Genomic DNA, 16,258 nt, shown 5'->3' on the forward strand with positions numbered 1-16,258 from the left:
TTTAGACCTGTTCTCTGCGCGAGAGCGCAGCCTGAAAGGCTGGGCCGACTCCCACTAGGAGCCATCGGCGTCTGTAGGATTTTGGCTACACTCAGCAGCCTCACCCAGCAAGGAGCTTCCCAATGTCCAACCACCACGGCAGCTGCCTCTGCGGCGCCATCCAGCTCAGCGTCAGCCTCGACGACAGCAGCGTCGGCGCCTGCCATTGCAGCATGTGCCGCAAATGGAACGGCGGCCCGCTGCTCACCGTGCACAGCAGCAGCGCCCCGCAGTTCAGCGGCGCCCAGCCAGCCGTCTATGCGTCCTCCGACTGGGCCGAACGCGGCTTCTGCCCAAGCTGCGGCAGCCACCTGTTCTATCGCCTCAAGGGCGGCAACTTCTTCGCCATCCCCGTGGGCCTGCTGGACGGCGAGCAGCCATGGACCCTCGACCTGCAGGTGTATATCGACGAAAAACCGTCGTTCTACTGCTTCTCCAACCAGACGAAGAACATGACCGGCGCCGAAGTGGTGGCCCAGTTCAGCTAGCCGCCAGCAAGGTCGGCTGGTAGCACCAGTGCCAGGGCTCGAACTGATAGCCCAAGGCATTGTCCCGCGGGTAGGACAGCCCGAAGCCGAAGCGCCGGGCGTTGAGCACCAGCCAGGCATAGGCGTCGCTGTGTTCGAACGAGGCTTCCAGCGAGTTGATATCCACCGCCCGGCCGGTGTGGTGCTCGCTGAAGCCGGGCGGGGCGCTGACGGCGAGGATCTGTTCCAGGCTCTGCCGGCGCTCTCGCTTGCGGCGGATGATGCCGGCCTGGTACTCCACGCTTCGATAGGCCGAGACCAGCCGCAGCTCGACATGATCCCGCGCCGCCGCCGCTTTCATCTGCTTCCAGGCCGCCGCCGCATCCGGCTCCAGCTCGAAGCGGCGGCCGTCTTCGGCATGGATCTCGGCGATCGCCAGTACCCGTGCTTCCGGGTATTCGATGAAGCCACGGGCTAGCAGCAGTTCCTCGCTGATCCCCAGCTCTTTGCACAGCGCCTTGTTCTTTTCGTTCATTGTTGTGTCCCTTCGACGCAGTTCCGCAGAGAGGCTAGCCGATACGCATGACTTTGCGTTGACGCCGCCCGCTGGCATTGCAAATTACCGACATTCCTGAGAAAAGGCTGCGGCACAGGTCACAGAGTCAGCATGAGGTTTTCATGAGCAGCGAATTGCAAATCACCGACGTCCAGCTGGGCGACGGCAAGGAAGTGGTCAAGGGCGCCCTGATCACCACCCACTACACCGGTACCCTGGGCGACGGCACGGTCTTCGATTCCTCCCACGGGCGTGGCAAGCCGTTCCAGTGCGTGATCGGCACCGGCCGGGTAATCAAGGGCTGGGACATCGGCCTGATGGGCATGAAGGTCGGCGGCAAGCGCAAGCTGTTCGTGCCGGCCCACCTGGGCTACGGCGAGCGCAAGATGGGTTCGATCCCGCCGGGTTCGGACCTGTATTTCGAGATCGAGGTACTGGAAGTACTGACCCGCGACGATTGAAGCGGCGTCTTAATTCGGTAACACCGAGGGGCTAAAGTCACTCCCAGCTTAAGGACAAGCACCCCAAGGACAGAACCAATCGGGCCTGCTGCACTCTCAAGGACGCCCGTATCCAAGGAAGGAGCGACAGACAGGGATGCCCCGCGGCTTCGGCCGCGGGGCAGCACTGGCGGGTTGGTTCCATGTCTTTGTCCTCAAGGGTTCATCATGAAGTTGCCCGCGATCTTCCCCTCGCGCCGCCAGGCGCTGCTCGGCACCGTGCTCGTTGCTGGCGCTGCGCTTCTCGGATTCACCACCTTCGACAGCCTCGCCAAGCCGGTCGATGGCACCCAGACCCTGGTCTTCCTGCGCCATGCGGAAAAGCCCGGCGAAGGCCTCGGCCAGTTGAACTGCCAGGGCCTCAACCGCGCCCTCGACCTCGCCACGTTGCTCCCCGAGAAATTCGGCAAGGCCGACTACGTATTCGCCGCCGACCCCACCCGCGAAGTGGAAGAAGGCAGCAATGACGACAGCTACAGTTACCTGCGTCCGCTGATGACCATCAGTCCCAGCGCCATCAAGCTCGGCCTGCCGGTGAATATCGACTACGGCGCCAACGACACCAACGCTCTGGCGCGGGAGCTGACCAGCAACAAATACCGCAACGCCACGGTGTACACCGCCTGGTCCCACGGCTACCTGCCGGAACTGATCAACGCCGTGGCCGGCAAGGCCCTGGGTGAGGAGCGGGTGATCACCAGGGATTGGGAGAACGGCGATTTTGATTCGCTATACGTGCTGACCCTGACCTGGCGCGATGGCAAGGCGAGCATGTTGAGTCGCAATGTGAAGCAGGGGCTGGATGGCGGCGACCTGAGTTGTCCACAGGCGCTCTCGCCAAGCTGACGGGGCTGGAAAAAATCGAGGCGCAGGCACCAGGGGAGATGACCCGGACGGGTCCTGGCACTGTTGGTTGCGCCTCGCAAAATGCGGTTGCCGGCCTTGGATTTCCGGCAACACACCGTGGAACTACAGCTTCGAGCCTTAGCGACCGAAGCGCGCCGGCCAGCCAATCACGCGTTTCTCACGCGGCAGGGCATAGGTACGGCTCTTGGAGGTGGACAAGCCGAGCTGTACCAGCGATTCGGCCATCTTCACCGCCGCGCTGACCCCATCCACCACCGGCACGCCAGTGCGCTGGCGGATTTTCTCGTCGAGCCCGGCCATGCCGCCGCAGCCGAGGCAGATGACTTCCGCCTTGTCTTCCTTCACCGCTTTTTCCGCCTGCCCGACGATGGCCTCCAGGGCCCGTTCCGGCTCGGCTTCAAGTTCCAGCACGGCCATGCCGCTGGCGCGTACCGAGGCGCAGCGGTCGGACAGGCCGGAGAGCTTCAGGCGGTCTTCGATCAGCGGCACGGTGCGGTCCAGGGTGGTGACCACCGAGTAGGCGTGGCCGAGGTACATGGCGGTGCTGGCGGCGGCGTCGGTGATGTCCACCACCGGCACGTTGAGCAGTTCCTGCAGGCCTTCGCGGCCGTGTTCGCCGTAGCCGGCCTGGATCACCGCGTCGTAGGGGCCGTCGTAGGCGAGGACGCGGTCCATCACGGCGATGGCGGCCAGGTAGCTTTCGAAGTTGCCTTCCACCGACTCGGCGCCGAAGTACGGGGTCAGGCCGATGATCTCGGTGCCCGGGGCGGCGACCGCCTGGGCCTGGCGGGCGATGGCCTCGGTGATGGCTTCGCTGGTGTTGACGTTGACGATGAGGATTCGCATGGCAGTTTCTCGCTAAGGCAGGAGGCGGCCCGCAATCGCCGGGCCGCAAGGCAATCAATGTCTGGTGCTGTCGACGGCGATGGACTCGCCGCTCACATCCAGGTACTGCTGGTTGCGCGGTGCGCAGAGCAGGTAGAGCAGGCCGGCGATACCGGCACCGATCATCCAGGAGAACGGCGCCAGGGTTTCGAAGTTGGGCACCAGGGCCAGGACGATGGCCAGCAGTGCCGCCGGAATGAAGGCCAGCAGTGCCCGCGGGTTGACGCCGCGGCGGTAGTGATAGGCGGCCTTGGGATCTTCGCTGTACAGCTCGGGCACGTTGACCCGGCCGCGGCGGATCAGCCAGTAGTCGACCATGATCACGCCGTACAGCGGGCCGAGCAGGGCGCCGAGGCCGGACAGGAAGTACATGATCACCAGCGGGCTGTTGTACAGGTTCCACGGCAGGATCAGCACGGCCAGGGTGGCGCTGATCATCCCGGCGCGGCGGAAGTTGAGCAGGCGCGGCGCCAGGTTGCTGAGGACGAAGGCCGGGGCGACGAAGTTGGCCATGATGTTCACCGCCACGGTGACGATCAGGAAGGCCAGGCAGCCAAGCACCAGGAAGAAGGTGTTGGGGATGCTGGCGATGATCTGGGTCGGGCTGTCGATGATCTGGCCGTTGATCTTGAACTGCGCACCGCACAGCACCACGCTGATCACGGCGAAGGCCAGGATGTTCACCGGCAGGCCCCAGAAGTTGCCGGCGCGGATGGTCTTGCGGCATGGCGAGGAACGGGCGAAGTCGCAGAAGTTGAGCACCAGGGTGCCGTAGATCGCCAGCCACAGCGCGCCGCCGGCGAAGATGTTGTGCCACATGGCGGCGCCCGTCAGCGGCTCGCGCACCGACCAGGCGATGTCGAAGCCGGCCTGGGTGTACATGTAGGCCGCCAGGCAGGTCACGGTGAGCAGGATCACCGGGCCGGCGAACGCCTCGTAGCGGCGCACCATCTCCATGCCGTAGGCGAGGATCACCAACTGCACCAGCCAGATTGCCACGAAGCACACCCAGCCCAGGCTCGACAGGCCGAGGATGGAATCCTGGTCATAGGCGGCCAGGCCTGGTGCGACCGCCGTGAGCAGCACGCGCAGGACTACCGAGGCCAGGTAGGTCTGGATGCCGAACCAGGCGATGGCGATCACTGCGCGGATCAGCGCCGGAATCTGCGCGCCGTGGATGCCGAAGGCGATCCGGCTCATCACCGGGAACGGCACGCCGGTCTTCTGCCCCATGTAGCCGGACAGGTTCATGAAGAAGTACACCAGCGCCGCGCCGATGGCCAGGGACAGGAGGATCTGCCAGCCACCCAGGCCCATGGCGTACAAACCCATGGCGAAGGAGTAGTTGGCGATGTTGTGCACATCGTTGGTCCACAGGGCAAAGATGCTGTAGCGCCCCCAGCGACGTCCTTCGGCCTTGGTCGGGGCGAGGTCGTGGTTGTGCAGGCGCGGGCTCAGGGTCACGGGTTGCTGCGTTGGCGTCGTCGGTTCGGGGATAGACGAGGAAAAGTCCAGTTCTGTCTTGTTGTAGAGACTCATGCTCATTCCGGCGTGCTCCTGATACTCGTGGCGTGTTGAAGCCTGGTCGATAAACCACGAGAACCAATTGGTTAGGGGCATTCCGCTACCCGGCGACGGCAGGTGGGCGGATCTGAAGTGTGCTCTGGATTCTTTCGAGTTGTATACAAAGCACGAGTGCACTAAAGCCAGATCCGTGCCACGGGGAGTCCGTGGGGCAATTTCCTATCTTGTTGAACTTGCTTGGTATTTTTGTAAGTTACTGAAAGTTTGAAGTTATAAATTGACCGATTAAACAGGTTTTATTTTTTGCTTTAGATTTAATCTGATTAATCGGTCAAGTTATTAGTCTGTGTAGATGTAACGATATGGGGCGAAGGCTGGGGTGATTGCACACAAAAAAGGCACTTTAGGTTACATATTTGTATGCACTTTATGTTTGTGGGGGCTTTGGATTGGACACACCGACTAGTTGTGTCGTCTGCACTGGCCTCATCGCCGGCAATGCCGGCTCCCACAGGTTCCGCATGCACCGCAGAACCCTGTGGGAGCCGGCCGGGCGGCGATCCGATTGCCGGCGATGAGGCCCTCGAAAGCGCCAAATGACTCAATCCATCGGCGGCAAGCGCCGCTTTACCGGGGTCTTCTTGACGATCGCGGTACTGGTCTCGGCATGGCTGTTGAGCTTGTCCAGCAAGGTGTCCAGTTGCTCCATCGAGCGCACATGCAGGCGGGCAATGAAGCAGTCGTCTCCGGTGACCTTGTCGCACTCGGTGAACTCGGGAATGGCGATGATCTGCCGCTCCACCTCGTGCAACTGCCCCGGCAGCGGGCGAATGCGCACGATGGCCTGCAACTGGTAGCCGAAGCTGCGTGCATCCACTTCCACCGTGTAACCCTTGAGCACCCCGCGTTCTTCCAGGCGGCGCAGGCGTTCGCTGACGCTGGGCGAAGATAGTCCGGTCAGGCTGGCCAGGGCCTTGAGCGAGCGCCGCGAATCCTCCATCAGGGCGTTGAGCAGCAGTTGGTCGATGGCATCGGTCATGAACAAGGCTCCGGTTAGGCAATTCCGCAAAATCACCTTGATAAGAAAGGTCGACGTGCGCTCCGGCCTGATTTATCCGCTGGAATGGCCCAGAACACCCTTGGCATACTTTGTCACATCTTCTCGGAGGTGAGTGATGGACAATTCGATACGTCGCGGTTCCCTGGAAATGATCGGCGCCATGCTGATCTCCGGCACCATTGGCTGGTTCGTCCTGGTATCCGGGCAGCCGGTGCTGGACGTGGTGTTCTGGCGCTGCCTGTTCGGCGCCGGCACCTTGCTGTTGATCTGCGCCGCCATGGGCTTCCTGCGCCCCGGCATCCTGACCCGCATGACCTTCGCCCTGGCGGTGCTCAGCGGCGTGGCCATCGTCGGTAACTGGGTGCTGCTGTTCGCCTCCTATTCGCGTGCGTCGATCGCCATCGGCACGGCGGTGTACAACGTCCAGCCGTTCATGCTGGTGGGCCTGGCGGCGTTGTTTCTCGGCGAGAAGATCACCGTGCCCAAGCTGTTCTGGCTCGGCGTGTCCTTCGCCGGCATGCTGGCCATCGTCAGTGCCCACGGCAGCCAGGGCGAGAGTGGCGAGGACTATCTGCTGGGCATTGCCCTGGCCCTTGGCGCGGCATTTCTCTATGCGGTGGCGGCGCTGATCATCAAGCGCCTGAGCGGCACGCCGCCGCACCTGATTGCGCTGGTCCAGGTCAGTACCGGGGTGCTGTTGCTGGCGCCGTTCGCCAATCTCGGTGGCTTGCCCACGGTCCCTGGTGAACTGGGCAGCCTGATTACCCTGGGCATCGTGCACACCGGGGTGATGTATGTGCTGCTCTACAGCGCCATCCAGAAACTGCCGACGGCCCTGACCGGGGCGCTGTCGTTCATCTATCCCATAGCGGCGATCGCGGTGGACTGGATCGCCTTCGGGCATCGGCTGGAAGTACTGCAATGGTTGGGTGTGGCGGCGATCCTGCTGGCGGCTGCGGGCATGCAACGGGGCTGGTGGTTCAAATCCGCTGCCCGTGCGGGCGCTGCAAAGGCGTAGAATGCGCCGCTTTAGCTCGCCGAAAACCCGCCATGACCTCTGCCATCGATACCCTGCATCAACACCTGCTCACCGCCCTGAACCCGCCGCCGAGTGAAACCCGGCGGCTGTTCCACGGCCGCGGCCGCTGCTGGCCGGGGCTGGAGCAGATCACCGTGGACTGGCTGCAGGGCGTGCTGTTGGTGGCGCTGTTCCGCGAGCCGCCGGAGGGGCAACTGGAGGAGTTGCAAGCCATGCTGCATGGCCTGGCCAGCGGCGATATGGCCGTGCTGATCCAGCACCGCTACCTGCCGGACAGCCCCGGCTACTGGCTGCTCGGCGAGCCTTGCGCGCACAAGGTGATCGAGGAAGACGGCCTGCGCTACCAACTGGACTTGGGCATGAAGCAGAACAACGGCCTGTTCCTCGACATGCGCTATGGCCGGCGCTGGGTGCGCGAGCAGGCGGCGGGGCAGCGGGTGCTCAACCTGTTCGCCTATACCTGCGGTTTCTCGGTGGCGGCGATTGCCGGTGGGGCGGAGCATGTGGTCAACCTCGATATGTCCAAGGCCGCTCTGGCGCGGGGACGGGACAATCACCGGCTCAATGGCCATGACCTGGGGCGGGTCGGCTTTCTCGGGCATGAGCTGTTCAAATCCTGGGGCAAGGTGCGCAAGTCCGGTCCCTACGACCTGATCATCATCGACCCGCCGAGCTTCCAGAAGGGCAGTTTCGCCCTGACCCAGGATTACGCGAAGATCCTGCGGCGCTTGCCGGAGTTATTGAACGACGGCGGGACCGTGCTGGCCTGTGTCAATGATCCGGGGATCGGCGCGGAGTTCCTGATCCAGGGGATGGCGGAGCAGGCGCCCGGTCTGAAGTTCGTCCAGCGTCTGGAAAACCCGCCGGAGTTTCCCGAGGTGGTCGAGGGTGGCGGGCTCAAGGCCTTGGTCTTCCGCTGACCTTCAGGGCCTCATCGCTGGCAATGCCAGCTCCCACAGGGGATTGTGTACGCCGCAGACCTTGTGGGAGCCGGCATTGCCGGCGATGAGGCCCTGATAAACGCCATCGATTACTGGGTGTCTGCCGCTCTGGCCGGCATCGGATTGACCTGTGCAAAACTCACGTCATCAGTCTGATCCACCAGCTTCTTCAACCGCTCGTTGAACGCCCGGTTCACCGCATACTGCCCGCCCGAAGTGGTCCTGAACTGCGCGGTCAGGGTCATGCCATTGAGGTTCATGCTGTCCACCCCGAACACCTGCAACGGCCCCTGCAGGTTGTGCCGCAGGATCGGGTCCTCGCTGATCGATTGCCCGGCCTCGCGGATCAGCTTCAGCGCCGCATCCACATCCGACTCGTAACTGAACTGCACCGAGAAGAAGGCGTAGGCGAACTGCCGCGACTGGTTGGTGACCGCCTTGATCTGGCCGAACGGCACCGAGTGCACGAAGCCCTTGCCGTCGCGCAGGCGCAGGGTGCGGATGGTCAGGCTCTCGACGGTGCCGGCATGCCCGGAGTCGAGTACCACCCAGTCGCCGATGGCGATGGTGTCCTCGATCAGGATGAACAGCCCGGTGATCACGTCCTGCACCAGCTGCTGCGAGCCGAAGCCGATGGCCAGGCCGACCACCCCGGCACCGGCGAGGAAGGGCGCGACGTTGATCCCCAGGTTGGCCATGGTGGTGATGGTGCAGATCACCACCAGCACCACCTTGGTGGCGTTGCGCAACATCGGCAGGATGGTTCGCGTGCGGGTGCTCGGCTGGCGCGAGGTGCGTCGTCCGGGCGTTGGCTTGAGCGCTTCCTGGATGGCGGTATCGATCACTACCCAGAGCAGCCAGGTCACCAGCAGGATCAGGCCGATGCTGCTCAGCGAGTCGCTGATCGCCCGGCCGAAGCTGTTGCGCAGGGCGAAGTCCAGTATCGAAAAACCCCAGATGCGCCCGAGCAGTTCGATGAAGGCCACCGCCATGGCGATGCGCAGCAGGGCGTGGACCAGGCTGTAGAGCAGCTCCTTGTAGGGTCGCAGACGTTGTTCCGGGTTGCGCGGCGGGTTGAGGAAATGCTGCAGGGTAATGCTCAGGAACACCCCGCCGATCAGCAGGATGGTGGTGAGCAGGGCCTTTTGCAGGGCGCGCTGGCTCTCTTCGCCGGCGCCGATCAGGTTGATCGCCGAGACCAGGATCATCATCAGGATCGGCAGGTACCAGATCGCCGAGAAGATCCGCAGGGTCTCTTGCACCGCGCGGTGTTGCAGGCGGTCCTTGAGGCTGCGGTTGCGGATCAGGTGCGCTACCGGGCGGCGTGAGCGCAGCACCACCACGGCAAAGGCCAGGGTCGCCAGCAGGCCGGTGACCACGGCGATGCTGCTGGTCAGGTTGCCGCCCAGTTGCCGGGCGATCTGCGGGCTGGTCAGGGCGTCGCTCCAGGCGGCAAGAAAGCCGATCAGGAACAGCGGCCGCGGTGCCGCCTCGCGGATGATGCGCACGGCGGTGCGCTTGTGGCCGACATCGAACAGGGTGATCAGGCACAGGATGATGGTGGTGGAGAAGATCCCGCTGCTGGTGGCGTACGCCAGGCTCATGCCCAGGGCACGGCCGACCGAGGGATCGAGCTGGCGGCTGATGAACAGCGCGGCGGGCAGGCTGACGATGGCCGGCAGGGTGTAGGGCAGCAGGTAGCCGAGGAGCTTCTGCGGTCTGGGCCGCAGGCGCAGCAGGCGGCTGTGCTGGCTGGCGCGGGCGGCGAGGCGGCCGAGGTAAAAGAGCACGGCGAAGCTGGTGGCCCAGGTGGCGGTTAGCGCGAGGAAGTCGCCGGTCATGGCCAGCAGGTCGCCGGCATCGTGGCGCGCAACCAGCTGGTTGGCCTCGTTGGCTGCGCGATCGGTGCGCAGGCGCCAGTTGTCGAGCAGGTGATGGTCGATATCGAGTTCGTTGGAGACGCTGTCCAGGCCGCTGGCCAGGGTGCCGAGCAGGCCGCCCTGGACCACGGGTTCGGGATCGGCGGGTTTTTCTTCGGTGACGGCGGCCAGCGGGCCGGCCAGGGCTTGCAGGCTTAGCACGCTACAGAACAGGAGGGTGAGCAGGGCGCGGATCACGGGGTACTCCTTTGGCCGTGGGGTGACGGAAAGGGTAGACAATGATCGGTGGCGGATTACTGAGGTGGATTCGGGATTTTGGGACCGCTTTGCGGTCCTTTCGCCGGCAACGCCGGCTCCCACAGGTATCGAGTACACCACCGAACCCTGTGGGAGCCGGCGTTGCCGGCGATGAGGCCCTGAAGTCAGGCCCCGTCGGGAGACTTACTTGCCGGTATAGATCTGGTCGAAGATGCCACCATCATTGAAGTGGGTCTTCTGCACGGTGCGCCAGTCACCGAAGGTCTTCTCTACCGAGAGGAATTCGACTTTCGGGAAGCGGTCGGTGTACTTGGCCAGGACCTTCTCGTCACGCGGACGCAGGTAGTTGTTGGCGGCGATTTCCTGGGCTTCCGGCGACCACAGGTACTTCAGGTATTCCTCGGCGGTGGCGCGGCTGCCTTTCTTGTCGACCACCTTGTCGACCACGCTCACCGGCGGCTCGGCCTCGGCGGAGACGCTCGGGTAGATGACTTCGAACTGGTCGCGACCGAACTCGCGGGCGATCATCTCGGCCTCGTTCTCGAAGGTCACCAGCACGTCGCCGATCTGATTGGTCATGAAGGTGGTGGTGGCGGCACGGCCACCGGTGTCCAGCACTGGCGCCTGCTTGAACAGCTTGCCGACGAAGTCCTTGGCCTTGGCTTCGTCGCCGCCGGTCTTCAGTACGTAGCCCCAGGCCGAGAGGTAGGTGTAGCGGCCGTTACCCGAGGTCTTGGGGTTGGGCACGATGACCTGCACGCCATCCTTGAGCAGGTCCGGCCAGTCCTTCAGGGCCTTGGGGTTGCCCTTGCGCACGATGAACACGGTGGCCGAAGTAAACGGCGCGCTGTTGTTCGGCAGGCGGGTGACCCAGTTCTCCGGGACCAGGCCGCCGTTGTCGGCCAGGGCGTTGATGTCGGTGGCCATGTTCATGGTGATGACATCGGCCGGCAGGCCGTCGATCACCGAGCGCGCCTGCTTGCTCGAACCACCGAAGGACATTTGCACGGTGATCTTCTCTTTGTGCTCGGCTTCCCAGTGCTTCTGGAAGGCAACGTTGTAGTCCTTGTAGAAGTCGCGCATCACATCGTAGGAGACGTTCAGCAGCGGTGCGGGCGCGGCCTGGGCAAAGCTGCCCACGGCCAGGCTCGCGGCGAGGAGCGAGACACCGAAGAGTTTTTTCACTATGCATTCCTTGTTGGAGTGGGTTGGATTGAAAGCATTGTGCCAGCGACTATAGCCAATGGCCTTTAGGCACAAAAAGATTAAAAACGACTTTGCTTATTCCAGCTTCCTGAACAGCGCATTGCCGCAGCGCGAGCAGAAGGCGGCGCCGTGTTCGTGGCTGTTCTTGCGGCACACCGGGCAATCGTGGCGCAGTTGTTCGCCGCGCATGGCATTGGCCAGCTCGGCGGTAAAGATACCCGTGGGCACGGCGATGATCGAGTAGCCGGTGATCATTACCAGCGAGGAAATCACCTGGCCCAGCGGGGTCTTGGGCACGATATCGCCGAAGCCGACCGTGGTCAGGGTGACGATGGCCCAGTAGATGCCCTTGGGAATGCTGGTAAAGCCATGTTCCGGGCCCTCGACCACGTACATCAGGGTGCCGAACACGGTGACCAGGGTCGATACGCTGACCAGGAACACGATGATCTTCTGCTTGCTGCCGCGCAGGGCGTCGAGCAGGTAATGGGCCTGCTTCAGATAGGGACTGAGCTTGAGCACGCGGAAGATCCGCAGCATGCGGATGACCCGGATGATCAGCAGGTACTGGGCGTCGCTGTAGTACAGGGCGATGATCCCCGGCACGATCGCCAGCAGGTCGACCAGGCCGTAGAAACTGAAGGCGTAGCGCAGTGGCTTGGGTGAGCAGTACAGGCGCAGCAGGTACTCGACCAGGAAGATCGCGGTGAAGCCCCACTCTATTCCGGCGAGCAGGCCGGCATAGCTTTGGTGTACCTCGTCGATGCTGTCGAGGATCACGGTGACCAGGCTGGCGAGGATGATCAGCAGCAGGACTTTATCGAAGCGACGTCCGGCGACGGTATCGGTTTGAAAGACGATGACATAGAGCCTTTCGCGCAGGCTCTGCGGGTTTTCCATGGGGGGTGTGGTTCCAGGCGGGTAGTGATGCGAAGCCTAGGGGGGGATCCGGCAGTTGTGCAAGTTTTGCGGGCCTCATCGCTGGCAAGCCAGCTCCCACAGGTTCGGTGCATGCCGATCCCTGTGGGAGCCGGCTTGCCGGCGATGAGGTTAGATGAAGCGACCCTGAACCCCGGTGCCTTTCACATCCCCCAACCGCACCATCCAGCAGGCGACGATAAACGGCGCCGTCAGCCCCGGAATCGGCAGCAGGTTGAACAACGGCTGCACCACGATCGCCAGGACGATCGCCAGTAGCGGCTTCCACGGCTGCGCCCGGGTGCCGCTGAAGGCGAGGGCGGCGAGGGCGGCGTTGAAACCGTAGAGGCCCATGTAGGCCGCGGTGGCTTCCCCGCCCAGCAGCGCCACGCTGCCGCCGATCGCCGCACCGACGAACGCCCAGGCCGCCGCATAGCGGTCGGCCAGCAACAGCCCCAGGGCAATCAGCAGCCCGGCCAGCGGCTGGTCCAGCAGGAAGATCTGGCCCAGGCCGCGGGCCAATGCATCCAGCGGACTGGCCTGCACCGGGCCATTGGCCTGGGCTGCCGGTTCGGTAATCAGCAACAGCGCCCAGCCGGCCAGGACGAAAGGCAAGGTGTAGGCCGGCAACAGCACCGAGCCGCCACGCTTGAGCCATTGATGGACCAGCATGCTGCTCAGCCCGGCGGCGGCGATGATCAGCGGCAGGAGGATCGGCGACCAGGGCAGCAGGTAGCTGAACAGCACGCCGATCAGCACGCCGTTGTAGCTGTACAGCCCGGCCTGGCGGTCGGCGCGGTTGTAGCCGCGGCGCTGGGCCGTGAGCAGGCCGGCGAGGGCGCCGAGCAGCGCGCCGCCGATCAGTTGCGGAGCGGTGAGGAGGATGGCCAGCAGGCAGCACAGGCCGCACAGCGGGTTGCGCTGCAGCAGCACCTGACTGAAACCGTTGAGCAGCGCGGTCGCCCAGTCGGGGCAGGGGTTTACGAAATTTTTGGTGTACATGGCAGTAGTAGGTCTGAGTGAAGTGGGTCGCCTCTTTGGGCGGGTCTTGTCCCACGGTTTAGGGGTGTTGCTTTTTTGGGTGCCCTGGATCGCGAAGCAGGCAGTCGACCACGGATTCACGCGGATGAATCGATGACCGCCAGCCTGCCCCGCGAAGACGTTAAAGCAGGGTTTCGATACGCAGCGAGTTAGTCGATCCCGGTTGGCCAAAAGGCACACCGGCGGTAATCAGCAGCGTGTCGCCGCGGTTGGCCATGCCCTGGGCCTGGGCGATTTCCAACGCGGTGGAGCAGACTTCGTCGACCTGGCGCAGGCGGTCGTTGACCACCGAGTGCACGCCCCAGACCACGCTCAGGCGCCGTGCGGTGCTCAGGTTCGGGGTCAGGTTGAGGATCGGTGCCCGGGGCCGCTCGCGGGAAGCGCGCAGGGTCGAGTTGCCCGATTCGCTGTAGTTGACCAGCACTGCCACCGGCAGGATGCCGCTGATCCGGCGGATCGCGCAGCTGATGGCGTCGGACACCGTGGCCTCGGCCTTCGGCCGGCCAACGTCGAGCTGGGTCTGGTAGTCCGGGCCGGCTTCGACCTGGCGGATGATCTTGCTCATCATCTGCACGGCTTCCAGCGGGTAGTCGCCGGAGGCGGTTTCCGCCGACAGCATCACCGCGTCGGCGCCTTCGGCCACGGCGTTGGCGACGTCGGTCACTTCGGCACGGGTCGGGGCCGGGGAGAAGCGCATCGATTCGAGCATCTGCGTGGCCACTACAACCGGGCGACCAAGCTGGCGGCAGGTGGCGATGATGTTCTTCTGGATCTGCGGCACGGCCTCGGCCGGCACTTCCACGCCGAGGTCACCGCGGGCAACCATGATCGCGTCGCTCAGTTCGGCGATTTCACGCAGTTGGGTGACGGCCGAAGGCTTCTCGATCTTGGCCATGAGGAAGGCGCGATCACCGATCAGCTCGCGGGCCTCGGCGATGTCCTCGGGACGCTGGACGAACGACAGCGCCACCCAGTCCACGCCCAGTTCCAGGCCGAAGGTCAGGTCGCGGCGGTCCTTGGCGGTCAGCGGGCTGAGGTCGAGCACCGCTTGCGGGACGTTGACGCCCTTGCGGTCGGACAGTTCGCCGCCGTTGAGCACCTCGGTGTCGATGGCGTCGGCGTGCTTGGCGGTCACCCGCAGGCGCAGGCGGCCGTCATCCACCAGCAGGTCCATGCCCGGCTCCAGCGCAGCGATGATTTCCGGGTGGGGCAGGTTGACCCGTTGCTCGTTGCCCGGGGTCGGGTCGAGGTCCAGGCGCAGGGCCTGGCCGCGCTTGAGCATGGCCTTGCCTTCGGCCAGGCGACCGACCCGCAGCTTCGGACCTTGCAGGTCCATGAGGATGCCCAGCGGGTAGTTCAGCTGGCTTTCCACTTCGCGGATCCACTGGTAGCGCATGGCGTGGTCGGCATGCTCGCCGTGGCTGAAGTTGAGGCGGAAGATGTTGACCCCGGCTTCCACCAGTGCGCGCACGTCGTCGATGCCCTTGATCGCAGGGCCGAGGGTGGCGAGGATTTTGACTTTCTTATCAGGCGTCATGGTTGGGCAGTCTCAAGAATGAGGATGGCGCGGAAATCGTTGACGTTGGTACGGGTCGGCTCGGTGACGATCAGCGCGTCGAGCGCGGCGAAGTAGCCATAGCCGTTGTTGTTGTCCAGCTCGTCGGTGGCCGACAGGCCCAGGGCTGCGGCGCGGGCGTAGCTGTCCGGGGTCATGATGGCGCCGGCGTTGTCTTCCGAACCGTCGATGCCGTCGGTATCACCGGCGATGGCGTAGACGCCGGGCAGTCCCTTGAGGCTTTCGGTCAGGCTGAGGAGGAACTCGGCATTGCGTCCGCCACGGCCATTGCCGCGCACGGTCACGGTGGTCTCGCCGCCGGAGAGGATCACGCAGGGCGCCGCCAGTGGCTGGCCGTGCAGAACCACCTGGCGGGCGATGCCGGCGTGGACCTTGGCCACTTCGCGCGATTCGCCTTCCAGGTCGCCGAGGATCAGTGGGCTGAAGCCGGCCTGGCGGGCTTTCACCGCAGCGGCTTCCAGCGATTGCTGCGGCCGGGCGATCAACTGGAAGTGGCTGCGGGCCAGGGCCGGGTCGTCGGCCTTGACGGTTTCCGAGGCGGGGTTGTTGAGCCAGTCGATCACTGCTTTCGGCGCTTCGATGTTGTAGCGCTTGAGGATCGCCAGGGCTTCGGCCGAGGTACTCGGGTCGGCCACGGTGGGGCCGGAGGCGATGACCGTGGCGAGGTCGCCCGGCACATCGGAAATCGCATAGGTGTACACGGTGGCTGGCCAGCAGGCCTTGGCCAGGCGGCCGCCCTTGATCGCCGAGAGGTGCTTGCGCACGCAGTTCATCTCGCCGATGGTGGCGCCGGACTTGAGCAGGGCCTTGTTGATCTGCTGCTTGTCGGCCAGGGTCAGGCCTTCGGCGGGCAGGGCCAGCAGGGCGGAACCGCCGCCGGAGAGGAGGAAGATCACCCGGTCGTCGGCGCTCAGGTCGCTGACCATCTCCAGCACGCGCTTGGCCACGGCCAGGCCGGCGGCGTCGGGCACGGGGTGGGCGGCTTCGACCACTTCGATCTTCGAGCAGCTGGCGCCATGGCCGTAGCGGGTCACCACCAGGCCGCGGACTTCGCCCTGCCAGGCGCGCTCGACCACTTCGGCCATGGCCGCGGCGGCCTTGCCAGCGCCGATGACGATCACCCGGCCGCTGCGGTCGGCAGGCAGATGGGCTTCAAGGACCTGACGCGGATGCGCGGCGTCGATGGCCGTGGCGAACAGGTCGCGGAGAAATTGTTGTGGATCGACCGACATATCAGGCCTCCAGATCTTATTGTTCTGCGGAAAAAAAAACGCCCCCGGGACGGCCTCCGTGCAGGCTGAACCAGGGGCGGTGTTGCGCTGTAGCAACTGCCAGCCGCGGGAAGAAGGAGACGATGCGCGGCCCCTTCACTCCGCGGCGGACAGGCGGTGCTTATTTATCGTCGCGGATCGAGAAGTTGGCCATGTGCTCCAGGCCCTTGATCAGCGCCGAGTGGTCCCAGTTCGAACCGCCGATGGCCGCGCAGGTGCTGAACACTTGC

The 16,258-nt window shown here is 64.3% G+C and carries 15 protein-coding genes and 1 pseudogene; 5 read left to right on the forward strand and 11 right to left on the reverse strand.

The window, feature by feature from the left end:
- The first annotated feature begins 122 nt into the window (after nt 1–122).
- Nucleotides 123–527, forward strand: a complete 405-nt coding sequence (locus ACODSK_RS29940) for a GFA family protein (protein ID WP_489021382.1) — start codon at nt 123–125, stop codon at nt 525–527.
- On the opposite strand, the gene ACODSK_RS29945 is transcribed toward ACODSK_RS29940, so the two are convergent.
- Nucleotides 520–1,041 (reverse strand): M15 family metallopeptidase, encoded by a 522-nt coding sequence (locus ACODSK_RS29945; RefSeq protein WP_489021384.1) that lies wholly within the window; start codon nt 1,039–1,041, stop codon nt 520–522. The genes ACODSK_RS29940 and ACODSK_RS29945 overlap by 8 nt on opposite strands.
- Nucleotides 1,042–1,184: 143 nt before the next feature.
- On the opposite strand from ACODSK_RS29945, the gene ACODSK_RS29950 reads away from it, so the two are divergent.
- Nucleotides 1,185–1,523 carry an FKBP-type peptidyl-prolyl cis-trans isomerase gene (locus ACODSK_RS29950; protein ID WP_489021386.1) on the forward strand — a complete coding sequence of 113 codons (339 nt, stop codon included), beginning with the start codon at nt 1,185–1,187 and terminating at the stop codon, nt 1,521–1,523.
- Nucleotides 1,524–1,730: 207 nt separating this feature from the next.
- Nucleotides 1,731–2,408 carry a histidine phosphatase family protein gene (locus ACODSK_RS29955; RefSeq protein ID WP_489021388.1) on the forward strand — a complete coding sequence of 226 codons (678 nt, stop codon included), beginning with the start codon at nt 1,731–1,733 and terminating at the stop codon, nt 2,406–2,408.
- A 138-nt stretch (nt 2,409–2,546) separates the two neighbouring features.
- On the opposite strand, the gene ACODSK_RS29960 is transcribed toward ACODSK_RS29955, so the two are convergent.
- From ACODSK_RS29960 to ACODSK_RS29970, 3 genes are all read right to left on the reverse strand, one after another.
- A complete protein-coding gene (locus ACODSK_RS29960; protein WP_489021390.1) occupies nt 2,547–3,275 on the reverse strand; it encodes an aspartate/glutamate racemase family protein in 729 nt (242 codons plus the stop codon).
- A 54-nt stretch (nt 3,276–3,329) separates the two neighbouring features.
- Nucleotides 3,330–4,859, reverse strand: a complete 1,530-nt coding sequence (locus ACODSK_RS29965) for an NCS1 family nucleobase:cation symporter-1 (protein ID WP_489021392.1) — start codon at nt 4,857–4,859, stop codon at nt 3,330–3,332.
- Between the two features lie 580 nt (nt 4,860–5,439).
- Entirely contained in the window at nt 5,440–5,877 is a 438-nt protein-coding gene (locus ACODSK_RS29970; protein WP_009408720.1) for an Lrp/AsnC family transcriptional regulator, read from the reverse strand.
- A 136-nt stretch (nt 5,878–6,013) separates the two neighbouring features.
- Here ACODSK_RS29970 and ACODSK_RS29975 point away from each other — a divergent pair, with 136 nt between their 5' ends.
- On the forward strand, nt 6,014–6,916 hold the full coding sequence (locus tag ACODSK_RS29975) for a DMT family transporter (RefSeq protein WP_489021394.1): 903 nt from the start codon (nt 6,014–6,016) through the stop codon (nt 6,914–6,916).
- Between the two features lie 32 nt (nt 6,917–6,948).
- Entirely contained in the window at nt 6,949–7,857 is a 909-nt protein-coding gene (locus ACODSK_RS29980; RefSeq protein ID WP_489021396.1) for a class I SAM-dependent methyltransferase, read from the forward strand.
- 110 nt (nt 7,858–7,967) lie between these two features.
- Here the strand turns inward: ACODSK_RS29980 and ACODSK_RS29985 are convergent, their stop codons facing one another.
- The 7 genes and pseudogenes from ACODSK_RS29985 to ACODSK_RS30015 form a co-directional block, all read right to left on the reverse strand.
- Entirely contained in the window at nt 7,968–9,995 is a 2,028-nt protein-coding gene (locus tag ACODSK_RS29985; protein ID WP_489021398.1) for a mechanosensitive ion channel family protein, read from the reverse strand.
- Between the two features lie 204 nt (nt 9,996–10,199).
- Entirely contained in the window at nt 10,200–11,201 is a 1,002-nt protein-coding gene (locus ACODSK_RS29990; protein WP_489021399.1) for a sulfate ABC transporter substrate-binding protein, read from the reverse strand.
- Nucleotides 11,202–11,297: 96 nt separating this feature from the next.
- Nucleotides 11,298–12,122, reverse strand: a complete 825-nt coding sequence (locus ACODSK_RS29995; RefSeq protein ID WP_489021401.1) for an ion transporter — start codon at nt 12,120–12,122, stop codon at nt 11,298–11,300.
- A gap of 150 nt (nt 12,123–12,272) precedes the next feature.
- Entirely contained in the window at nt 12,273–13,142 is an 870-nt protein-coding gene (locus tag ACODSK_RS30000) for an urea transporter (protein ID WP_489021402.1), read from the reverse strand.
- Nucleotides 13,143–13,302: 160 nt separating this feature from the next.
- Nucleotides 13,303–14,718: a pyruvate kinase gene (gene pyk, locus ACODSK_RS30005; RefSeq protein WP_489021404.1), complete on the reverse strand. Its 1,416-nt coding sequence runs from the start codon at nt 14,716–14,718 to the stop codon at nt 13,303–13,305.
- The gene (locus ACODSK_RS30010; protein ID WP_489021406.1) at nt 14,715–15,989 is read right to left on the reverse strand and encodes a glycerate kinase type-2 family protein; all 1,275 of its coding nucleotides are present in this window, start codon (nt 15,987–15,989) and stop codon (nt 14,715–14,717) included. Before ACODSK_RS30010 ends, pyk begins: the two co-directional genes overlap by 4 nt.
- 160 nt (nt 15,990–16,149) lie before the next feature.
- Nucleotides 16,150–16,258: pseudogene (locus ACODSK_RS30015) on the reverse strand (2-hydroxy-3-oxopropionate reductase); the annotation flags it as partial.

This window comes from Pseudomonas sp. FG98 (assembly GCF_057808595.1).

Coding starts and splice junctions, on each gene's coding strand:
- ACODSK_RS29940 (WP_489021382.1), top strand. CDS start 123: ATGTCCAACCACCACGGCAGCTGCCTCTGCGGCGCCATCCAGCTCAGC.
- ACODSK_RS29945 (WP_489021384.1), bottom strand. CDS start 1,041: ATGAACGAAAAGAACAAGGCGCTGTGCAAAGAGCTGGGGATCAGCGAG.
- ACODSK_RS29950 (WP_489021386.1), top strand. CDS start 1,185: ATGAGCAGCGAATTGCAAATCACCGACGTCCAGCTGGGCGACGGCAAG.
- ACODSK_RS29955 (WP_489021388.1), top strand. CDS start 1,731: ATGAAGTTGCCCGCGATCTTCCCCTCGCGCCGCCAGGCGCTGCTCGGC.
- ACODSK_RS29960 (WP_489021390.1), bottom strand. CDS start 3,275: ATGCGAATCCTCATCGTCAACGTCAACACCAGCGAAGCCATCACCGAG.
- ACODSK_RS29965 (WP_489021392.1), bottom strand. CDS start 4,859: ATGAGCATGAGTCTCTACAACAAGACAGAACTGGACTTTTCCTCGTCT.
- ACODSK_RS29970 (WP_009408720.1), bottom strand. CDS start 5,877: ATGACCGATGCCATCGACCAACTGCTGCTCAACGCCCTGATGGAGGAT.
- ACODSK_RS29975 (WP_489021394.1), top strand. CDS start 6,014: ATGGACAATTCGATACGTCGCGGTTCCCTGGAAATGATCGGCGCCATG.
- ACODSK_RS29980 (WP_489021396.1), top strand. CDS start 6,949: ATGACCTCTGCCATCGATACCCTGCATCAACACCTGCTCACCGCCCTG.
- ACODSK_RS29995 (WP_489021401.1), bottom strand. CDS start 12,122: ATGGAAAACCCGCAGAGCCTGCGCGAAAGGCTCTATGTCATCGTCTTT.
- ACODSK_RS30000 (WP_489021402.1), bottom strand. CDS start 13,142: ATGTACACCAAAAATTTCGTAAACCCCTGCCCCGACTGGGCGACCGCG.
- pyk (WP_489021404.1), bottom strand. CDS start 14,718: ATGACGCCTGATAAGAAAGTCAAAATCCTCGCCACCCTCGGCCCTGCG.
- ACODSK_RS30010 (WP_489021406.1), bottom strand. CDS start 15,989: ATGTCGGTCGATCCACAACAATTTCTCCGCGACCTGTTCGCCACGGCC.